Below are 17,490 nucleotides of genomic sequence, written 5' to 3'. Positions count from 1 at the left end.
TCTCCCGATCGTCTCTGGCCGCGGGTGCGGGCGGAGGCTCCTGACGCCCAGCTCTAAACCAGACGGGCCAGCCCGGCGTCCGGGCTGGCCCTTCTGCTGTTTGGACTAGCGGGCGATCTCGGTGACCCGGGACTCGCGGACCACGGTGACCCGGATCTGACCCGGGTAGGTCAGCTCCTCCTCGATCTGCTTGGCCACGTCGCGGGCCAGCACGGCCGCCCCGATGTCGTCCACGTCGTCGGGCTTGACCATCACCCGGATCTCCCGGCCGGCCTGCATGGCGAAGACCTTGTCCACGCCGAGCTTCCCGGCCGCGATCTCCTCGATCCGCTCCAGGCGCTTGACGTACGCCTCCAAGCTCTCCCGACGCGCGCCCGGCCGACCGCCGGAACAGGCGTCGGAGGCCTGGGTGAGCACGGCCTCGATGGTCTGCGGCGGCACCTCGTTGTGGTGCGCCTCGATGGCGTGCACCACGTCCTCGTGCTCGCCGTACTTGCGGGCCAGGTCGGCGCCGATGATGGCGTGGCTGCCCTCGACCTCGTGGGTGAGCGCCTTGCCGATGTCGTGCAGGAACGCCGACCGCTTGATGGTGGGCACGTCCAGCCGCAGCTCGGCGGCCATGATGCCGGCGATGTGCGCGGTCTCGACCAGGTGCTTGAGCACGTTCTGCCCGTACGAGGTGCGGTAGCGCAGCCGGCCCAGCAGGGTCACCAGCTCCGGGTGGATCTCGGTGATGCCGACCTCGACCAGGGCGTCCTCGGCGGCGCGCAGGCAGAGCTGCTCCACCTCCTGCCGAGCCAGGTCGTAGACCTCCTCGATCCGGTGCGGGTGGATCCGCCCGTCCAGCACCAGCTTCTCCAGCGTGAGCCGGCCGACCTCCCGGCGGACCGGGTCGAAGCAGGAGAGCAGCACCGCCTCCGGGGTGTCATCGATGATCAGGTTGACCCCGGTCACCGACTCGAAGGCGCGGATGTTGCGCCCCTCCCGGCCGATGATGCGGCCCTTCATCTCGTCGCCCGGCAGATGCAGGACGCTGACCACGCTCTCGGCGGTCTGCTCGCTGGCCACCCGCTGGATCGCGTCCACCACGATGTGTCGGGCCCGCTGCTCGGCGGTGTTGCGCGCGTCGGACTCGATGTCGCGCACCAGCAGCGCCGCCTCGCGCTTGGCAGACGTCTCGATCGCGTCGATCAGCTCCAGCCGGGCCGACTCGGCGGTGAGACCGGCCACCCGCTCCAGTTCCCGGCGGCGCAGCTCCTCGGCCTCGGCCAGCTCGGTCTCGCGCTGGGCGAGCGCGGACTCCCGGGCCGCGAGGGCGGCGCTCGCCGCAGTGAGCTGCCGCTCCCGCTCGGCGAACCGTTCCACCTCCTCGGTGTGCAGCCGCTCCCGCTCGTCCATCCGGGCCGCCCGGCGCTCCACCTCCGCGGCCTGCTCCCGGGTCGTGGCGGCGAGCACCGCGACCTCCCGCTCGCCGCTGCGGCGGGCTGCCGTGCGCAGCTGGTCGGCGTCCGCCTCGGCCTGCTTGTGCGCCCGTTCCAGCACGGTGTCCGCCTCGGCGCGGGCGTCGTCGAGCACCCGCCGGGCCTCGGCCCGGGCCGCCTTCGCCTCGGCCTTCGCCGCCGCCGCCTCGGCCCGAGCCGCGGAGGCCGCGGACTTGGCCACGTCGATCGTGCTGTTCGCCTGGTCGGCGGCGTTGCGCAGGGCGGCCAGGGACTGCTCCTGACGGTCCTTCTCCGCGATGAAGGCGGGATCCTCCGGGGCCGGCGCCGTGCCCATCCGACGCAGCGTCCGGATGCCGACCAGCACCGCCCCGACCACGACCACCGCGAGGATCAGGACGGCCGCGAGAAGCACGACGTCGAGGGCGTTCATGCCGGGACCCCGCTGGGTCTACCGGTGAACCTGTGCCGCCGCCCCGCCATGGCCGCCTCCCCTGAACGTCGAGACCGCAGCGACTGTGCCCGAGGCACACTCCTGCGGCTGTGGACGCCCGACCGGAGCGGCTGGCCGTGGATAGCTCTCTCCGCCGGCGGTGCCCTCGGGCATCGTCGGCGACCGGGTGCAGTTGTCGCGGAGTGCCGGACCGGCCAGTCCGGAACTGCCGCCAAAGGCCGCGGAGTCGGCCAAAGTGATGCTGTTCTGTTACGAGATCTATGTTGTGCGCTTAGCCTGCGCTGGTCGGGCAATGTGAGCCTGTATGGCGAGGCTAGGTCGCCAAGGGCGGTCTGGTCAAGGACTCATGATCAAACCCCCCGAACGGAGCGAAGTTGTAGCGTCACACAAAGCTGATGTCGTGTCGGACACGGAAGGACAAACACGGCGAGCCGTCGGCCCGAATCGGGATGTCATGCCTGTTCAGCGGCGGCGGCGCCCGTGCGCCGAGCCGACTTTGTGACACCAGCGACCCTCTACAAGTCGCCCGGGCACGGGCCGCACCGCTTGTCGATTGTCGGCGTCACGCCGGACAGCACCGACAGTTCCTGATCGACTGCCGACGTGACCGGCTGGCGGCGGACATGCGGGCGGGCCGGCCACCACCTGATCGGGGCGAGCCTGCGCTTCCCCGCTGAGCCGACGTCCGCGGCTCAGCCGGCGCCGGCCGCCAGCGCGGCGGTGACCAACGCGGCGTTGCCCGGTGCCGGTACGCCGTCGGGCAACAGGAGCGTGTCCTCCAGCCCGATTCGGGTGTGCAGCCCACGGCTGACCGCCTCGGCGAGTACCGCCCAGGTGGCCGGACCCTCGGCGTGCAGCAGCACGGGCGGAGCCACCGCGTCCTCCGGCGGCGACCCGCCCGACATCCCCGTCGACGGCGGCGACCCGCCCGGCATCCCCGCTGACGGCGGTGACACGGCGGGCATCCCCGCTGACGGCGGTGGCACGCCGGGCATCGCCGCCGACGGCGGCGGCAGCGCGGCGAGGATCCGCGCCGCGTCGGCCAACGCGACCGGCGCCTCCTGCGCCATGCACTCGACGAGGATCCGTCCGACCGGCACCCGCCAGGACCGGTACGCCTTCACGGCGTCGAGTGTCCAGAGCCCCACCTCGACGAGCACGCCACGCTCATGCAGCGCGGCGGCGACCCCCTCGGCGCCGGGCTCGTGCGCGTTGACCGAGGCGAAGTCGGGCAGCACCGGCCAGGATCGGACGGCGGCCACCCGGGCGGCCGGATCCGGTTCGATCCAGGCTCCGGTGCTCACCCCCACCGGCAGCCCCGGCCGGGCCGCACGGATCGCGGTCAGCGCATCGGCGATCACCGCCGGGCGCAGTGACTCGACGCCGGCCGCGTCCCTGGGATGGACGTGCACGGCCGCGACGCCCAGCGCGGCACAGCGGGCCGCGTCGGCCGCCAACTCCGTCGGGGTCACCGGCACGGCCGGATGGGCGGCACGACTGCGCTGGCCGTTCAGACACGCTTTCAACATCGGGCCACCCCCACCGCACCCATCGCGCGCCACTCAGTCGAGCGGACGGCTGTCGCGCTCCAGATCGCCCTCGGCGTCGGCGAGCGCGTCGGCGTCGATCTGCTCGGCGAACTCGGCCGCCTCGGCACTCTGCGCGGCGAGCGCGTCCTTCACCGCGCGGATGGCCACGCCGGGCGGATAGCCCTTGCGGGCCAGCATCCCGACCAGGCGGCGGAAGACCGCGGCGGGCTCACCCCGGGCGGTGCGCAGTTTGCGCTCCACCAGGGCGCGGGCGGTTGCCGCCTCGGTCTCCTCGTCCAGCTCGCCCAGCGCCTCGGTGGCCACCTCGCCGTCGACGCCCTTGCGGCGCAGCTCGTTGGCGAGCGCCCGGCGGGCCAGGCCACGACCGGTGTGCCGGCTGGACACCCAGGCGCGGGCGAACGCCGCGTCGTCGATGATGCCGACCTCGTCGTAGCGGTCGAGCACCTCGGCCGAGACCTGCTCGGAGATGCCCCGCTTGGCCAACGCGTCGGCCAGCTCGGCCCGGGTGCGCGGCCGGACGGCGAGCTGGCGCAGGCAGATCTCGCGAGCCACCTCCGACTCGTCTCGAGGCGGCGCCGAAGGCTCGACGGTGTCGCCCTCCTCGGGGCGCCCACGGCGACCCCGGCGAGGGCGGGGAGGATCGCTGGCGTCGCCCGTACGGGGTGGGCTGGCATCCCAGCCCCGCCCCGTACGGGCGCGTCGTCCTGCCACTGGTCAGCGACCGGTCAGAAGTCGACCGGCGGCAGCTCCGGGCCACCGGCGGCGTCGCTCGCGCCAACCCCGACGCCGAGCTTCTCCAGGATCTTCTTCTCGATCTCGGCGGCCACGTCCGGGTTTTCCTTCAGGAACTCCCGGGCCTTCTCCTTGCCCTGGCCGAGCTGGTCGCCGTCGTACGTGTACCACGCGCCGGACTTGCGGATGATCGCCTGCTCCACGCCGACGTCGATCAGCGAGCCCTCACGCGAGATGCCCTTGCCGTACATGATGTCGAACTCGGCCTGCTTGAACGGCGCGGCCACCTTGTTCTTCACGACCTTGACCCGGGTGCGGTTACCGACCACGTCGGTGCCGTCCTTGAGGCTCTCGATGCGTCGCACGTCGAGCCGGACCGAGGCGTAGAACTTCAGCGCCCGACCACCGGTGGTGGTCTCCGGGCTGCCGAACATCACGCCGATCTTTTCGCGCAGCTGGTTGATGAAGATCGCCGTGGTGCCGGTGTTGCTGAGCACACCGGTGATCTTCCGTAGTGCCTGGCTCATCAGCCGGGCCTGGAGGCCCACGTGGCTGTCGCCCATCTCGCCCTCGATCTCGGCGCGCGGCACCAGGGCCGCCACCGAGTCGATCACGATGATGTCCAGAGCGCCGGAGCGGATCAGCATGTCCGCGATTTCCAGCGCCTGCTCGCCCGTGTCCGGCTGGGAGACCAGCATCGCGTCGGTGTCGACGCCGAGGGCCTTCGCGTACTCCGGGTCGAGCGCGTGCTCGGCGTCGATGAAGGCGGCGATGCCGCCGTTGCGCTGGGCGTTGGCCACCGCGTGCAGTGCCACCGTGGTCTTACCGCTGGACTCGGGACCGTAGATCTCGACCACCCGGCCACGGGGCAGGCCGCCAATGCCGAGGGCCACGTCGAGCGCGATGGAGCCGGTCGGAATGATCGCGGTCTGGACGACCGGCCGGTCACCCAGCCGCATCACCGAGCCCTTGCCGAATTGCTTGTCAATCTGAGCGAGAGCAAGGTCGAGTGCCTTCTCCCGGTCAGGCCCTGCTGCCATGGTTGCCACCCCTGCCTTCGCCGGCGTCTTTGCTGAGCTTCGCGTCACGCGGACACGCTAGGCGCTGGGTCCGACAGAAAACCAGCCGACGGGCCGCGAGCTGTGGACGAGCACCCCGCTGTGGACAATAGCCGAACAGGTGTACGACTCGACAAGCGACACGCGGAACCGGCGAAAAGGCTGCTCAGCGTAGTCGAGCGGGTACGCGGTCGGGGTACGCGGCGCAGACCGCCCGCCACACCACGTGCGTCTGCTCCCCCGACGACAGCGCCTGCTCGATGGTCCGCCCATCGAGCTGGGACAGCACCTGGTCGCGGGCGATGCTGGCCGCGTAGCCCGGCCCGAACGCCTCCTCCAACCGCGCCCAGAAGTCGGTCAGCCGCACGTGATCAACCCTCCTCGCCCGGTGCCCCCGTCGGCACCGGGCGCAACGCTAGCGCCACCAGGGGCACTGTCGCGACCGCCGCGAGCAGGGTGAGCACCGGATAACCGGCGAGCTGCATGACAAACCCGCTGAGCACCGCGGCGCTGGCCCCCGCCAACCCCATGATCAGGTCGGAGAACCCCTGGACGCTGGGCCGCACACCGGCCGACACCGACTCGGAGAGCAGCGTCGAGCCGGCCACCATCGTCCCCGACCAACCCAGCCCGAGCAGGACCAGACCGATCGAGAGCCGGGGCGTGTGGTGCCCGGCGGTGCCGGCGACCGCGCAGGCGGCCAGCAGCAGCCCGACCCCGCCGAGGATCACCGCCCGCCGGCCGAGCCGGTCGGTGAGCCAGCCGACCACCGGGGCGAACGCGTACATGCCGGCGATGTGCAGGCTCAACACGATCCCGACCAGCCGCAGCACGTCGGCGTCGGCGTGCGACTCACCGAGCCGGACCGGGGTCATCGCCATCACCGCCACCATCACCAGGTGACCGATCGCCACGGCGGTGATGCCGAGCCGGGCGGCTGGCTGTCCGCGTACCACCGACCAGGCCAGCCGCATTCCGGCGGTGCGCGGCGCGCGCGCACGGACCAGCGCGGTGGCCGGCCCGGCCCCACCGGCCGCCGGCGCGGCGTCGGCGGGCGGCCCGACGGCGGTCGGTGGCGCGTCGGCCGCCGCGAGCCGCCGCGCGGTGAGCAACGGGTCGGGGCGGAGCAACCCGAGGAGTACGACGGAAGCCAGCACGAATGCCGTCGCGCTGAACGCGAAGGGGCCGGCCAGCGGCGGCAGCCCCCAGCCGGTGGTGACCCGGTCGGCCAGGGCGGCGAAGTTCGGGGCGGCCACCGCCCCGATGGTGGTGGCCCAGACGATCAGCGAGAGCTGACGCCCTCGACGGGTCGGCTCGGCGAGGTCCACCGCCGTGTAGCGGGCCTGCAGGTTCGCGGCGGTGCCACCGCCGAAGAGCAGCATGCCGAGGAAGAGCAGCGGCACCGAGCGGGTGGCCGCCGCCACCACCACCAGGACGCCGCCGACGGCGCCCACGGTGTACGCCAGCACCAGGCCGGGACGACGGCCGTGCCGCGCCATGATCCGGGTGACCGGAACGGCGAGCAGCGCCGCACCGACCACCCCGGCGCTCTGCGCGACGCCCGCCACCGCGGTGCCGGCGATGCGGGCGGCGAGCAGCGCGCCGACGGAGATGCCGATGGTCACACCGACGCCGCCGATGATCTGGGTGGTGAAGAGCAGCCGCATGGTGCGCCGCTGGATCGGCGCGACGTCGAGCCCGGCGCCGCCGGCACGCGGCACGGTCAGGTCGGTGGCCATCGGCGCTCCTTGAGGACGGGGGTGACCCCATCCTCGCGCACCCACCCCGAACCCCGACGCCCCAGCCGGCTGCCCCGCCCGCCCGGGCCGCCTCGCCGCGCCCGCGCGGATCTTCGCGGTGCGGATCTTCGCGAGGGCCCGTCGGTCAGCCGGCCATCACCCGCTGGTGCACCGACGACACCGCCGAACGGGCAGCCACGAACGCCCCGTGCTGCCAGGCCACCTCGTGGCTCAGCCAGTCCCCGGCGAAGTAGACCCGCCCGGCCGGCTGAAGCAGCAGGTTGTATCCGGCGGTGCCGTAGCGGGGCGAGGTCCAGGCGCCCTCGATGTAGCGGGTCCGGTCCCAGGCGTGGGAGTAAGAGGTGACCAGCTCGCTGCGGTACTTGTCGCCGTGGATCTTCACCCCCTGGCTGACCGCGCGCTCCCGGCGCTGCTCGGGGGTGAGCCCGCTGTACGCCCTGGCGTTCGCCCCGGTGTTGTAGTAGCCGACGACCAGGCCACGCTTGCCGTGGAAGCCGTAGGACGGGTACCAGATGTGCGACAGGTCCAGGTCGGTCTCCGTGATGCCGCCGTAGATCCGCTGGTCGGTCTCCCACCAGCGGCTGCGGTACTCCAGGCCGATCTTGCCGGCGGCGGTGACCGGGAAGTCGGCCAGGGCGGCGGTCACCCCGGCGCCGAGGTTGTGGGGCACCCGGGCCATCAGGTGCGGCGGCAGCGCCGCCACGCAGTAGTCCGCGGCGATCTGCGACTCCCGGCCGCCCTGCCGATAGGTCACCTCGACCCGGCCGCCCCGGTCGGTCACTCCGGTCACCTCGGCGTTGAGTCGGATCCGGTGCCCGCCCACGGCCTTGGCGAGGGCACGCGGGATCTGGTCCATGCCGCCCACCGGCTGGAACATCAGCATCGCCTGGTCGTAGCCGAATTCAAAGGAGAAGTACCGGCCCACGTTGCTGGCGAAGACGTCGGAGAGCGCTGGCGGCGCGCCGAGCAGCGTCCCCACGTCGTTGCCGGCGCCGGGGTACGCGGAGAAGCCGCGACGGTTGGTCCCGGCGTACGCCCAGTCGTTGGCACGCCCGCCGATCGCGCCGAAGCCCTGCAGGAACGACAGCAGCCGGTCCCGGTCCTCGGTGGTGAGCCGCGCGTCCAGCGCGCCCTGGTCGGTGGCCTTGGCGAGCAGCTCCGAGACGTAGCCGTACACGTCGGCCTTGGCGGTGCGGTACCGGATCGGCTCGGTCATCCCGGCGGACTCGTTGTAGATCCAGGCGTCGGCGTTCTGGTTGGTGAACACCTCGATGGGTACGCCGAGTTCCCGGCAGTAGTCCATGGTGAGCATCCACTGTGCGATCCGGCCCGGCCCGGCGTTGAAGTAGACGCCGTCGGAGAAGCCGGCCCGCTGGGTGTGCCCGTCGAGGTCGGTCTCGACGTCGCCACCACGGATGGTCAGGTTCCGCCCGCCGACGCGGTGCCGCGCCTCCAGGACCGTGCAGTGGTAGCCCGCCTTGCCCAGCTCGTACGCGGTGGTGAGCCCCGCGATGCCACCGCCGAGCACGACGACACTGGCCCCCGGCCGGCCGGTCAGGGTGAAGTCGGACGGCTCGGGCGCCCGGAACGCCGGGGTCACCGACGCGGCGGCACTGGGTGCAAGACCCATGGCTCCCATCGTGGCGAGCATCGCACCGGCACCGCCGCTGATCCCGACCGCGCGCAGGAACCCACGCCGACTCACCGTCGACTGCGTCTGATCGCTCATGAACGCCTCCCCTACAAGATCGACTCACGTGAGTCTGCAGAGGACCTGTTACGCGGATCACGCAACGCCGTTTCCGGTAGGTATCACCTCACCGACCGCCGGCGGTGGCGGTTTTTGTCACCGATCTCGCTACCGGCCGAGCCGACGACCGTGCCGTACCGCCCCCTCACACCCAACCGTTGCTGGCCGCCTGCACGCCGGCCTGGAATCGGCTGGCGGCGCCCAACCGCTCGGTCAGGGACGTCATCATGCGCTGCACACTGCGCAGGGAGATTGCGAGCTTGCGGGCCGCCGACTCGTCGGTGTGCCCCGCGGCGAGCAGCCGCAGCAGCTCGCGTTCCTGCCGGGTGAGACCCTGCTCGTCGGCCGCCGCCTGTTCGCCGAACGGAGTCGCGGCGTGCCACACCTGCTCGAAGAGCGCGATAAGCCCGGCAACAATCCCGCGGCTGCGCAGTTCCAGTGCACCCTGCCGGGGATTGGCCGGGTCGATGGGCACGAGTGCGACCTCCCGATCGACGATGACCATGCGCATCGGCAGCGTCGGCGTCGTGCGTGACTGCCCACCGAGGCCGGCCAGCCAGCGGGCGTGCGCGAGGGTGCCGGGGTCGTTGCGGAAGCTGTCCTGATAGACGTTGCGGATCTGGACACCCCGCTGCAGAGCCTGCTGGTCGAGCGGCGCCTCCGCCTCGAGCGTGTCCGGGCTCTGTGCGCCGCCGCTGCTAAAGGAGAGACACTCGGCGCGGGCGGTGTCGGCCAACTCGGCAAGCCGGTCCCGGACGCTGTCGACCCCTGCGAGCAACCGCCCCTCCGCCACCTGGTGGTAGTCGTCGTGGGCGGTCGCGATGGCGGCGATGGCGGCCTTGGTCGCCTCGACCTGCCGCTGCCGGACCGCGACCTCGGCCTCCACCTTGGTCAGGAGCGCCATCAACCCGGCCTGCGGTCGCACCGGCCGGGCGTGATCGCCCAGGGAGTCGAGCCGAACGAGTGCGAGGTCGGCCAACACGTCCAGTGCCGCCGTCACCTCCCCCGGCGAGACGCCGAGGTGATCGGACAGGCCGGCGACGTTCAGGTCGGGACACTGCAGCATGGCGCGATAGACCGCCTCATGCTGCGCGGACAGTCCCAGCAGGTCGAACATGACCCCTCCCCCGGTAGAACCAATCGACATTCTGCCGCGTATCGAGCGTTCTCGTGGACCCGTTCCGCACCTGGCGTGGTCCCGCCGGGCGGGGTCACGCCAGGCCGAACCTGGTGACAGGGCACCGTGGGCCCGCGATGCTTCTCTCACGGCGGCGACAACGACCACGGAGCCTCCGGAATCGACATTCCAAGCACAGGAGAGACGTCAATGAGCATAACCACTTTTATCAATGCCAATTACCGTACCTCGATCGCCATTCTCGCACTCGGCCTCGCCCTCGCCCTCGCGATCATCCTGAACTCGGAACCGGGTGCGATGGCGGCGCTCGCGGAGGGGTTCGGCTGGGGTGGTCCCGCACAGGACGCCTCGACCGGCCAGTTCGGAGGCCAGGGATTTGGCTGGGGCTCGCCGCCCCCGGTCGACCCGTCGGAGTGGTCCTGATGATCGTGACGCACATCCGTATCGCCCCGCTCACCTCGACGGCCGCCATCGACCCGGCGACGCTGCGAAATCTGATCCACGTGAACGCCACGGCCGGGAGCGGTATCGAACACCTTCGAGTCCGCGCCGGCCCGGACAGCGCCGACATCCTGGCCTTCGTGGACACCGACGATCCGACGGCAGCCGCCGTGACGTTGCGCCGCGTCGTCGACCGCACAATCGCCAGCAGCCCACTGCTCGGCCCGTGGCGAATCGTCTGACCACGGCATCACCTGTTCAATTTTCCCGCCTCCGCCGACGGATACCGTTCGGCGGACGGACAAACCTGCCTTGAAATCGGAATTAATCCGAAAGGAACACCATGCAACGAAATGCGATTCGTCGCCTGACCACAATGGCGCTCGGCGTGGCACTCGCCGCCGGCGCCGGCCTCTCCGGGGGCGTCGCCACGGTGCTGGCGAGCAGTCCCGAGGCAGCCTTCGCCGACTCCAGCGTGGGTGGGTCGATCAGTCCGACCGAGGTGCTCAGCCGCGCCAAGTACTGGTACGACAATCGCGGCAGCATCCCCTACAGCCAGGGCGGCTACTACCGCGACGAGAACGGCAAGAACTACCGCACCGACTGCTCCGGGTTCGTCTCGATGGCCTGGCACCTCTCGACGTCGAAGACGACCTACAACATGTACACGGTGTCGAAGCAGATCAGTAAGAGCGACCTCCAGCCGGGCGACATCCTGAACTCGGCGAGCCAGCACGTCATCCTCTTCAAGCGCTGGATCAACCAGTCGACGGGCACGTTCGAGTACTACGCCTTCGGATCGACCCCGGTGAAGATCGACACCGAGACGCTCAGCGGCGGCGGGGACGGTCTCATCGACTCGCACCCGGCCAGCAACTACGTCGCCCGCCGCTACAACAACATCACCACCGGCGGCCAGGCTCCGGTGAAGGACCCAGGGGTCGCCGACGTGACCGGCGACGGCTATCACGATCTGGTGGCCCGCAAGACTGACGGCACTCTGTGGCTGTACTCGAACAACATCGAGCGCGACAACGGCGTCCCGTACAGCAGCGGCTCGTCCCGGCAGATCGGCAGCGGCTGGAGCAGCGCGGACCGGATCATCAACGCCGACGTCACCGGTGACGGCTTCACCGACCTGATCTCCGTCAAGTCAGACGGAACGATGTTGTTGTACTCCAACAACATCGTTCGTGACGACGGCGCCCCGTACAGCAGCGGCGCGTCGCGGCAGATCGGCAGCGGTTGGGGCGGGTTCGACCGGATCGTCGGCGCGGACGTGACCGGCGACGGTTACACCGACCTGGTGGCCCGCAAGACCGACGGCACCCTGTGGCTCTACCCGAACAACATCGAACGCGACAACGGCACTCCGTACAGCAGCTCGTCGGCGCGGCAGATCGGCCAGGGCTGGAGCGGCTTCGACACGCTGGTCGGCGCGGACGTGACCGGCGACGGTTACACCGACCTGGTGGCCCGCAAGACCGACGGCACCCTGTGGCTCTACCCGAACAACATCGAACGCGACAACGGGGTCCCGTACAGCGGCAACCGGCAGATCGGCAGCGGCTGGAGCGGCTTCGACACGCTGGTCGGCGCGGACGTGACCGGTGACGGCTACACGGACCTGGTGGGCCGCACGACCAGCGGTGCCCTCCTGCTGTACCCCAACAACATCGAACGCGACAACGGCGTCCCCTTCAGCGGCAACCAGCAGATCGGCAGCGGCTGGGGCGGCTTCAACAGCATCATCTGACACCCTCAGTCGACGCGCCCGGCCTCTGGCCGGGCGCGTCGGCGTTGCCTGGGCACCGCCCGACCACCGGCGGGAACACCTGGGTCAGGCGGGCAGGGCGCGGGCGGCGACCGTCAGGTCGGCGACCAGTCCCTCGTACGCCTTGTCCTGGTCGTCGGCGCGCAGGACCGCGGATGGGTGGATGGTGGCCAGCAACCGAGCCGGCGGCGCGTCGGCCCGCTTCCCCGTGTCGTCCACCGGCACCCGTTGGAAGTCCTCTGGGCGCTGGGCCGACGCGGGCCAGGGCAGCAGCTCGCCGCGCTGTCTCGTCACCCGGAAGGACGGGCCGAGCAGCGCCTTGGCGGCGGTGGCGCCGAGCACGACGACGATCTCCGGGCGCAGCCGGGCGAACTCGGCCACCAGCCAGGGCCGGCACGCGGTGATGTGCACCTGGTCCGGGGTCTGGTGGATGCGCCGCTTGCCGCGCGCCTCAAAACGAAAGTGCTTGACGGCGTTCGTGAGGTAGAGCTGCGTCGGGTCCAGCTTGGCGTCGTCGACGGCGCGGCGCAGCAGCCGTCCGGCGGGGCCGACGAAGGGCAGGCCCTTCTGGTCCTCCATGTCGCCGGGCTGCTCGCCGACGAGTACCACGCGGGCGCTCTCGTCCCCCCGGCCGAAGACGGTCTGGGTGGCGTCGCGGTACAGCTCGCAGCCCCGACAGCCACCCGACGCCGCGCGGAGTTCGTCGATGGTGTCGGCGTCGGGCGGGATGAACCGCTGGGCGCCGGGAGCGCTGTCGGTCTGCTCGGCCATGCCGACTGTTATATACCCGTTCGGTATCGCCTGCCGGGTACGCCCCGGGTGGGCGCGGCCCGGCCGCGTCAGTAGCCGTTGCCGCCCCCGCCACCACCGGACGCGATGGCGATCAGCACAATGATGATCACGATGATGGCGATCGCGATCGCGATCCACAGCCCCTTGCGGTTCCCACCTGCAGCCATGATCAGGCACCTCCGGCGGCCCGCATACCCGCCCCACTTTCTCCGAATCGCCGCGATACCCCTTTTTCTTCCGATAAACCCCCTTAATGGGCGTCACGCTCGCAGGTCAGGTGGAGAAGCCCATTTCAGGGGAGGGATGGATGGCGCGGGCCAGGGCGGCGGCCAGGGGGGTCAGCTCCTCGACGGCCAGGGAACTGACGGTGATGCGCAGGGCGGGCGGGGCGGCGATCCGGTAGAGGGCGCCGGGCGCCACCGCCCAGCCGGCGTCCCGCAACGCGGTCAGCGCGCTGGTCTCGTCCGGCACCGGCAGCCAGACGTTGATGCCGCTGCGGCCGTGCGCGGTCAGGCCATGCTCGGCGAGCGCGGCCAACAGGCCCTCGCGCCGCAGGTCGTAGCTCTGCGCCGCCCGCCGCACCAGCTCGTCGACCGCCGGGTCCCCCCAGAGGGCGAGCACCAGCCGTTGCAGCACGGTGGACACCCAGCCGGCGCCGACCCGCGTCCGGCCGGTCACCCGGGCCACGGTGGTCTCGTCACCGGCCAGCACCGCCAGCCGCAGGTCCGGGCCGAACGGCTTGCTCACCGACCGCACGAAGGCCCAGCTTCCGGTCACGCCGGCGAGCGAATGCAGGGGTACGCGGGCCAGCTCGGCGGCGTGGTCGTCCTCGATGAGCAGCAGGTCCCGTCGGCCGGCGAGCAGAGCGCGCAGCTCCTCGGCGCGGGCGGCGGAGACGGCGGCGCCGGTCGGGTTCTGCGCCCGGCTGGTGATCACCAGCGCCCGCGCTCCGGCGCTCAGCGCGGCCGCCACCCCGGCCACCAGTGGACCCTCGTCGTCCAGCGGCACACCGATCGGCCGCAGCCCGAGCGCGGCGACCAGGTCGAGCAGGTTGGCCCAGCCGGGATCCTCCACCGCCACCCCGTCACCGGGACGAAGGTGGGCGCCGAGCAGCCGCTCGATGCCGTCCAGCGCGCCGCCGGTGAGGGTGAGGTCCCCGGCGGGTACGCCGTCGGCGCTCAACCGGGCGCGGGCGGCCTCGGCCAGCTCCGGGAGCACGCCGGCCTGCGAGTAGCCGACCGGAGGACCCGCGTCGGCGGCGAGCGCGGCCAGGTGCGGGCCGATCGGGGGCAGCAGTCGGGGGTCGGGCTCGCCCCGGGACAGGTCGCGGGCGTCCGGCAGCGGTGCGGGGCGTAGCACGGAGCGGCGGGCGGCCACCGGTGGGCGCGGACGGACGCGGGTGCCGTGGCGGCCGGCGGTGGCCAGCACGCCGCGTTGGCGCAGCTCCCGATAGGCGCGGGCGACAGTGGCCGGGCTGACGCCCAGCTCGGCGGCGAGGGCCCGCACCGGCGGCAGGGCGGCGCCGGGTGGCAGGGCGCCGGTACGGATGCCCGACTCGATGCTGGCCGAAATCGCGACGGCCGTCGTCCCGCTGAACTGATAGCGTGCTGACACAAACAGGAGATTGTACTAGAACAAAGGGGCGCGCATGTATCCACCCACCGCCCGGACCACTCCCACCCGCTCGCGCGACCGGATGAGCTACGACCGGGAGGCGGCGCACGCCGTGCTCGACGAGGCGTACCACTGCGCGCTCGGCTTCACCGTCGACGGCGAGCCCCGGGTGCTGCCCACCCTGCACGTCCGCATCGGTGACACCCTCTACCTGCACGGGTCCACCGGCAGCCGGCCCCTGCTCGCCGCCCGGGGCGACGGGCTGCCCGTCTGCGTCACGGTGACCCTGCTCGATGCTCTGGTCTACGCCCGCTCGCAGTTCCACCACAGCGCCAACTACCGCTCGGTGGTCGCGCTCGGCACCTCCCGGCTGGTCACCGACGAGCAGGAGAAGAGCGCCATGCTCACCGCGCTGGTCGACAAGGTGGGCGCGGGACGCAGCACGGACAGCCGCCCGCCGAACCGTCGCGAGCTGGCCGAGACCGCGGTGCTGGCGCTGCCGCTGCGGGAGGTGTCCGTCCGGTCCCGCACCGGCGGGGTCCGCGAGGACGAGGCCGACCTGCACCTGCCGCACTGGGCCGGCGTACTGCCGTTGCGGCTGACCGCCGGCCTGCCGCAACCCGCCGCCGGGGTCACCGCGCCCCTGCCGGCGTACCTGCGGACGGCCCGCACGCCCTGGCACGACCCGGTGTCACTGCGCGGCGAACACGTCCTGCTGGAGCCGCTGGACCTGGCGCACGCCGACGACCTGCACAGCGCCACCGCCGACGACGACGTCTGGCGGCACCTCACCGTTACCCGGCCCACCGAGCCGGCCGGGACCGCCGAGGTGGTCGCCGCGGCGCTGGCCGCACAGCAGCGCGGCGAGCGGGCGCCCTGGGTGCAGCGCTGCGCGAGGACCGGGGCGGTGGTCGGCACCACGTCCTACTACGAGATCAACCCGGAACGACGGTCGGTGGCGATCGGGTACACCTTCCTCGGCCGGCCGTGGTGGCGTACCGGGATCAACACCGAGGCCAAGCTGCTGCTGCTCGGCCGGGCCTTCGACGACCTGGGCGCGGTGCGGGTCGTCTGGCACACCGACATCCGCAACGTCCGCTCGCAGGCGGCCATCGAACGACTCGGCGCCACCCGGGAGGGGGTGCTGCGGATGCACTGCCAGCGTCCGGACGGCTCGTGGCGGGACACCGTGCAGTACGCGATGACCGTCGACGAGTGGCCTAACGCACAGGCCAGGCTGCGGGAAAGACTTCTGCGGACGGCGTCGGTGGCGTGATGATGGCGGGCGTGCTGGGGATCACCGACATCTGGACGTACGTGCTGGGCACCGTGGCCATCATCCTGCTACCCGGACCGAACTCGCTCTTCGTGCTGTCCACCGCCGCCAAGCGGGGCGTGGGGGTCGGCTACCGGGCCGCCAGCGGGGTGTGGGTCGGCGACGCGGTGCTGATGGTCCTCTCCGCCGCCGGGGTGGCGTCGCTGCTCAAGGCGTACCCGCCGCTGTTCCTGGTGATCAAGTACGCCGGTGCCGCGTACCTCGGTTATGTCGGGGTGACCATGCTGCGCGGCGCCTGGCGGCGCTGGCGCGACCGCAACGACCCGGACACCCCGCGGCTCATCGACGCCGCGGAACCGGCGCAGATGCGCAGCCCGTTCCGCAAGGCGCTGGTGATCAGCCTGCTGAACCCGAAGGCGATCCTGTTCTTCATCTCGTTCTTCATCCAGTTCGTCGATCCCGACTACGCCTGGCCAGCGCTGTCGTTCCTGCTGCTCGGCCTGATCGCCCAGGTCACCAGCGCGCTCTACCTGACCGCGCTGATCTTCGCGGGCACGTTCCTGGCCGCCCAGTTCCGCCAACGGCGTCGCCTCGCCGTGGGCGGCACCACCGCCGTGGCAGCCCTCTTCCTCGCCTTCAGCCTCAAGCTCGCCACCGCCAGCGCCGGCTGACCCCCCCTCAGGTCCCGTCGCCGCCGCCGGAGCCGCCTCCCACGCCTCCGCTTCCGGCCGTGCCGCCCAGCCCGTAACCGGGTTTGATCGGCTGGTCGGGGTGGCGGCTGACATGGGCGGACCGGCTGATGGTGGCGGACCAGTCGGCGTGCGCGGCAGCCGCGGCGTGCCGGTTGATCGCCTGACGTAGCCAGCGGTCCACGGTGGCGACCCAGTCCCGCTGCCCGGCGTCCGCGTGCCAGATCCGGAACCGGCTGATGCTCTGGTGGGTGATCCCGGCCAGCGACAGCCGACGGTCCAGCCACATGATCACCTCCAGGCCCGCCGAGTTCGTCACGAAGATCAGCTCAAGCTCGGTGACCGGGCCGGCGTAGAGCGGGCCCACCCAGTAGCCCCACCGCTGGTGCAGCGGCAGGGTGTGCTCCACCCCCGGCAGCCCGCCCTCCTGCAACCCGGATTGGCGGATCATGAAGCCGAGCGTGGCCAGCGCCGCCAGCACGTGCTGCTGGGTGGGGATCGGGTGCACGAGGACCGGCACCATGGACCCCTGGTCCAGATCCGGGTCGACGGACACCTCGGTCCGCAGACCCATCCGCAGGCTCAGCAACGGCACCCCGCCGAACGTGGTCACCGGGATCTCCCACGGCAACGGCAACGCGAAGTCGACCGCCCGCCGGCGACCCGCCGGCACCACGAACCGCCCGGCGATCGGCAGCGAGAAGAACTGCACGAGGCGCCGGGGCGCGGCCGGGTCGTCCGGCTCGACAGTGGTGACCAGGCCGAGCCGGATGTGGCGTACGAGCACGTCGTCCGGCCCGGCGGCGAGGGTCACCCGCCCCGGCAGACGCAGGCCCGGACGGGTGCTCGGGTTCGGCAGCGTGGTCCGCACGGACAGCCCGGTCCAGCCGGAGTCCCGAGACACCCCCGTCAACCGCACCGCGCGCCCCCTCGCGGGACGAGGCCCCCCTGGCCCCGGACCGACCGCGCCTACCCGGTCGCGGTCACCTCACGCCCGCCGCCTCGACCGGATGCTGACGCGCC

16 protein-coding genes are annotated in these 17,490 nt (G+C 71.9%); 5 read left to right on the top strand and 11 right to left on the bottom strand.

What is annotated here, in order from left to right; genetic code table 11:
- Positions 1-105: 105 nt before the first annotated feature.
- The 8 genes from rny to ABZU46_RS20120 form a co-directional block, all read right to left on the bottom strand.
- Entirely contained in the window at positions 106-1,872 is a 1,767-nt protein-coding gene (gene rny, locus ABZU46_RS20155) for a ribonuclease Y (RefSeq protein ID WP_354859966.1), read from the bottom strand.
- A 713-nt stretch (positions 1,873-2,585) separates the two neighbouring features.
- Positions 2,586-3,422, bottom strand: coding sequence for a 3-keto-5-aminohexanoate cleavage protein (locus ABZU46_RS20150; protein WP_354859963.1), 837 nt, complete (start codon positions 3,420-3,422; stop codon positions 2,586-2,588).
- Between the two features lie 33 nt (positions 3,423-3,455).
- Complete coding sequence (locus ABZU46_RS20145) at positions 3,456-4,154, bottom strand: regulatory protein RecX (protein ID WP_354859961.1); 699 nt, start codon at positions 4,152-4,154, stop codon at positions 3,456-3,458.
- Positions 4,155-4,168: 14 nt separating this feature from the next.
- Complete coding sequence (recA, locus tag ABZU46_RS20140) at positions 4,169-5,215, bottom strand: recombinase RecA (protein WP_354859959.1); 1,047 nt, start codon at positions 5,213-5,215, stop codon at positions 4,169-4,171.
- A 184-nt stretch (positions 5,216-5,399) separates the two neighbouring features.
- Entirely contained in the window at positions 5,400-5,600 is a 201-nt protein-coding gene (locus tag ABZU46_RS20135) for a DUF3046 domain-containing protein (protein ID WP_354859956.1), read from the bottom strand.
- 4 nt (positions 5,601-5,604) lie between these two features.
- On the bottom strand, positions 5,605-6,972 hold the full coding sequence (locus tag ABZU46_RS20130) for an MFS transporter (RefSeq protein WP_354859954.1): 1,368 nt from the start codon (positions 6,970-6,972) through the stop codon (positions 5,605-5,607).
- A 145-nt stretch (positions 6,973-7,117) separates the two neighbouring features.
- A complete protein-coding gene (locus ABZU46_RS20125; protein ID WP_354859952.1) occupies positions 7,118-8,722 on the bottom strand; it encodes an FAD-dependent oxidoreductase in 1,605 nt (534 codons plus the stop codon).
- Positions 8,723-8,888: 166 nt separating this feature from the next.
- Positions 8,889-9,860 (bottom strand): LuxR C-terminal-related transcriptional regulator, encoded by a 972-nt coding sequence (locus ABZU46_RS20120; RefSeq protein WP_354859949.1) that lies wholly within the window; start codon positions 9,858-9,860, stop codon positions 8,889-8,891.
- A gap of 210 nt (positions 9,861-10,070) precedes the next feature.
- Here ABZU46_RS20120 and ABZU46_RS20115 point away from each other — a divergent pair, with 210 nt between their 5' ends.
- The 3 genes from ABZU46_RS20115 (at position 10,071) to ABZU46_RS20105 (ending at position 12,078) form a co-directional block, all read left to right on the top strand.
- Positions 10,071-10,304, top strand: coding sequence for a hypothetical protein (locus tag ABZU46_RS20115; protein ID WP_354859947.1), 234 nt, complete (start codon positions 10,071-10,073; stop codon positions 10,302-10,304).
- The gene (locus tag ABZU46_RS20110) at positions 10,304-10,564 is read left to right on the top strand and encodes a hypothetical protein (RefSeq protein ID WP_354859945.1); all 261 of its coding nucleotides are present in this window, start codon (positions 10,304-10,306) and stop codon (positions 10,562-10,564) included. The genes ABZU46_RS20115 and ABZU46_RS20110 overlap by 1 nt, the downstream gene beginning before the upstream one ends.
- A 101-nt stretch (positions 10,565-10,665) precedes the next feature.
- Positions 10,666-12,078, top strand: a complete 1,413-nt coding sequence (locus ABZU46_RS20105; RefSeq protein WP_354859943.1) for an FG-GAP-like repeat-containing protein — start codon at positions 10,666-10,668, stop codon at positions 12,076-12,078.
- 84 nt (positions 12,079-12,162) lie between these two features.
- On the opposite strand, the gene ABZU46_RS20100 is transcribed toward ABZU46_RS20105, so the two are convergent.
- Positions 12,163-12,867, bottom strand: a complete 705-nt coding sequence (locus ABZU46_RS20100; protein WP_354859940.1) for a UdgX family uracil-DNA binding protein — start codon at positions 12,865-12,867, stop codon at positions 12,163-12,165.
- A 294-nt stretch (positions 12,868-13,161) separates the two neighbouring features.
- Positions 13,162-14,502, bottom strand: coding sequence for an aminotransferase class I/II-fold pyridoxal phosphate-dependent enzyme (locus ABZU46_RS20095; RefSeq protein WP_354859937.1), 1,341 nt, complete (start codon positions 14,500-14,502; stop codon positions 13,162-13,164).
- Positions 14,503-14,536: 34 nt separating this feature from the next.
- Between ABZU46_RS20095 and ABZU46_RS20090 the strand changes: the two genes are divergently transcribed.
- Both ABZU46_RS20090 and leuE read left to right on the top strand, forming a co-directional pair.
- Complete coding sequence (locus ABZU46_RS20090) at positions 14,537-15,778, top strand: bifunctional pyridoxamine 5'-phosphate oxidase family protein/GNAT family N-acetyltransferase (RefSeq protein WP_354859936.1); 1,242 nt, start codon at positions 14,537-14,539, stop codon at positions 15,776-15,778.
- A complete protein-coding gene (leuE, locus tag ABZU46_RS20085) occupies positions 15,778-16,449 on the top strand; it encodes a leucine efflux protein LeuE (RefSeq protein WP_354859933.1) in 672 nt (223 codons plus the stop codon). The genes ABZU46_RS20090 and leuE overlap by 1 nt, the downstream gene beginning before the upstream one ends.
- A 7-nt stretch (positions 16,450-16,456) precedes the next feature.
- On the opposite strand, the gene ABZU46_RS20080 is transcribed toward leuE, so the two are convergent.
- Entirely contained in the window at positions 16,457-17,386 is a 930-nt protein-coding gene (locus tag ABZU46_RS20080) for a sporulation protein (protein WP_354859931.1), read from the bottom strand.
- Positions 17,387-17,490 lie beyond the last annotated feature (104 nt).

Source organism: Micromonospora sp. NPDC005197, from assembly GCF_040608295.1.
Taxonomy (GTDB): Bacteria; Actinomycetota; Actinomycetes; order Mycobacteriales; family Micromonosporaceae; genus Micromonospora.
The sequence above is the reverse complement of the archived record's forward strand: the minus strand, read 5'-3'. Positions and strand labels throughout refer to the sequence as shown.

Excerpts from the sequence above, each read along its gene's own strand:
- rny (WP_354859966.1), bottom strand. The coding sequence starts at position 1,872 with ATGAACGCCCTCGACGTCGTGCTTCTCGCGGCCGTCCTGATCCTCGCG.
- ABZU46_RS20150 (WP_354859963.1), bottom strand. The coding sequence starts at position 3,422 with ATGTTGAAAGCGTGTCTGAACGGCCAGCGCAGTCGTGCCGCCCATCCG.
- recA (WP_354859959.1), bottom strand. The coding sequence starts at position 5,215 with ATGGCAGCAGGGCCTGACCGGGAGAAGGCACTCGACCTTGCTCTCGCT.
- ABZU46_RS20130 (WP_354859954.1), bottom strand. The coding sequence starts at position 6,972 with ATGGCCACCGACCTGACCGTGCCGCGTGCCGGCGGCGCCGGGCTCGAC.
- ABZU46_RS20125 (WP_354859952.1), bottom strand. The coding sequence starts at position 8,722 with ATGAGCGATCAGACGCAGTCGACGGTGAGTCGGCGTGGGTTCCTGCGC.
- ABZU46_RS20120 (WP_354859949.1), bottom strand. The coding sequence starts at position 9,860 with ATGTTCGACCTGCTGGGACTGTCCGCGCAGCATGAGGCGGTCTATCGC.
- ABZU46_RS20115 (WP_354859947.1), top strand. The coding sequence starts at position 10,071 with ATGAGCATAACCACTTTTATCAATGCCAATTACCGTACCTCGATCGCC.
- ABZU46_RS20110 (WP_354859945.1), top strand. The coding sequence starts at position 10,304 with ATGATCGTGACGCACATCCGTATCGCCCCGCTCACCTCGACGGCCGCC.
- ABZU46_RS20105 (WP_354859943.1), top strand. The coding sequence starts at position 10,666 with ATGCAACGAAATGCGATTCGTCGCCTGACCACAATGGCGCTCGGCGTG.
- ABZU46_RS20100 (WP_354859940.1), bottom strand. The coding sequence starts at position 12,867 with ATGGCCGAGCAGACCGACAGCGCTCCCGGCGCCCAGCGGTTCATCCCG.
- ABZU46_RS20090 (WP_354859936.1), top strand. The coding sequence starts at position 14,537 with ATGTATCCACCCACCGCCCGGACCACTCCCACCCGCTCGCGCGACCGG.
- leuE (WP_354859933.1), top strand. The coding sequence starts at position 15,778 with ATGATGGCGGGCGTGCTGGGGATCACCGACATCTGGACGTACGTGCTG.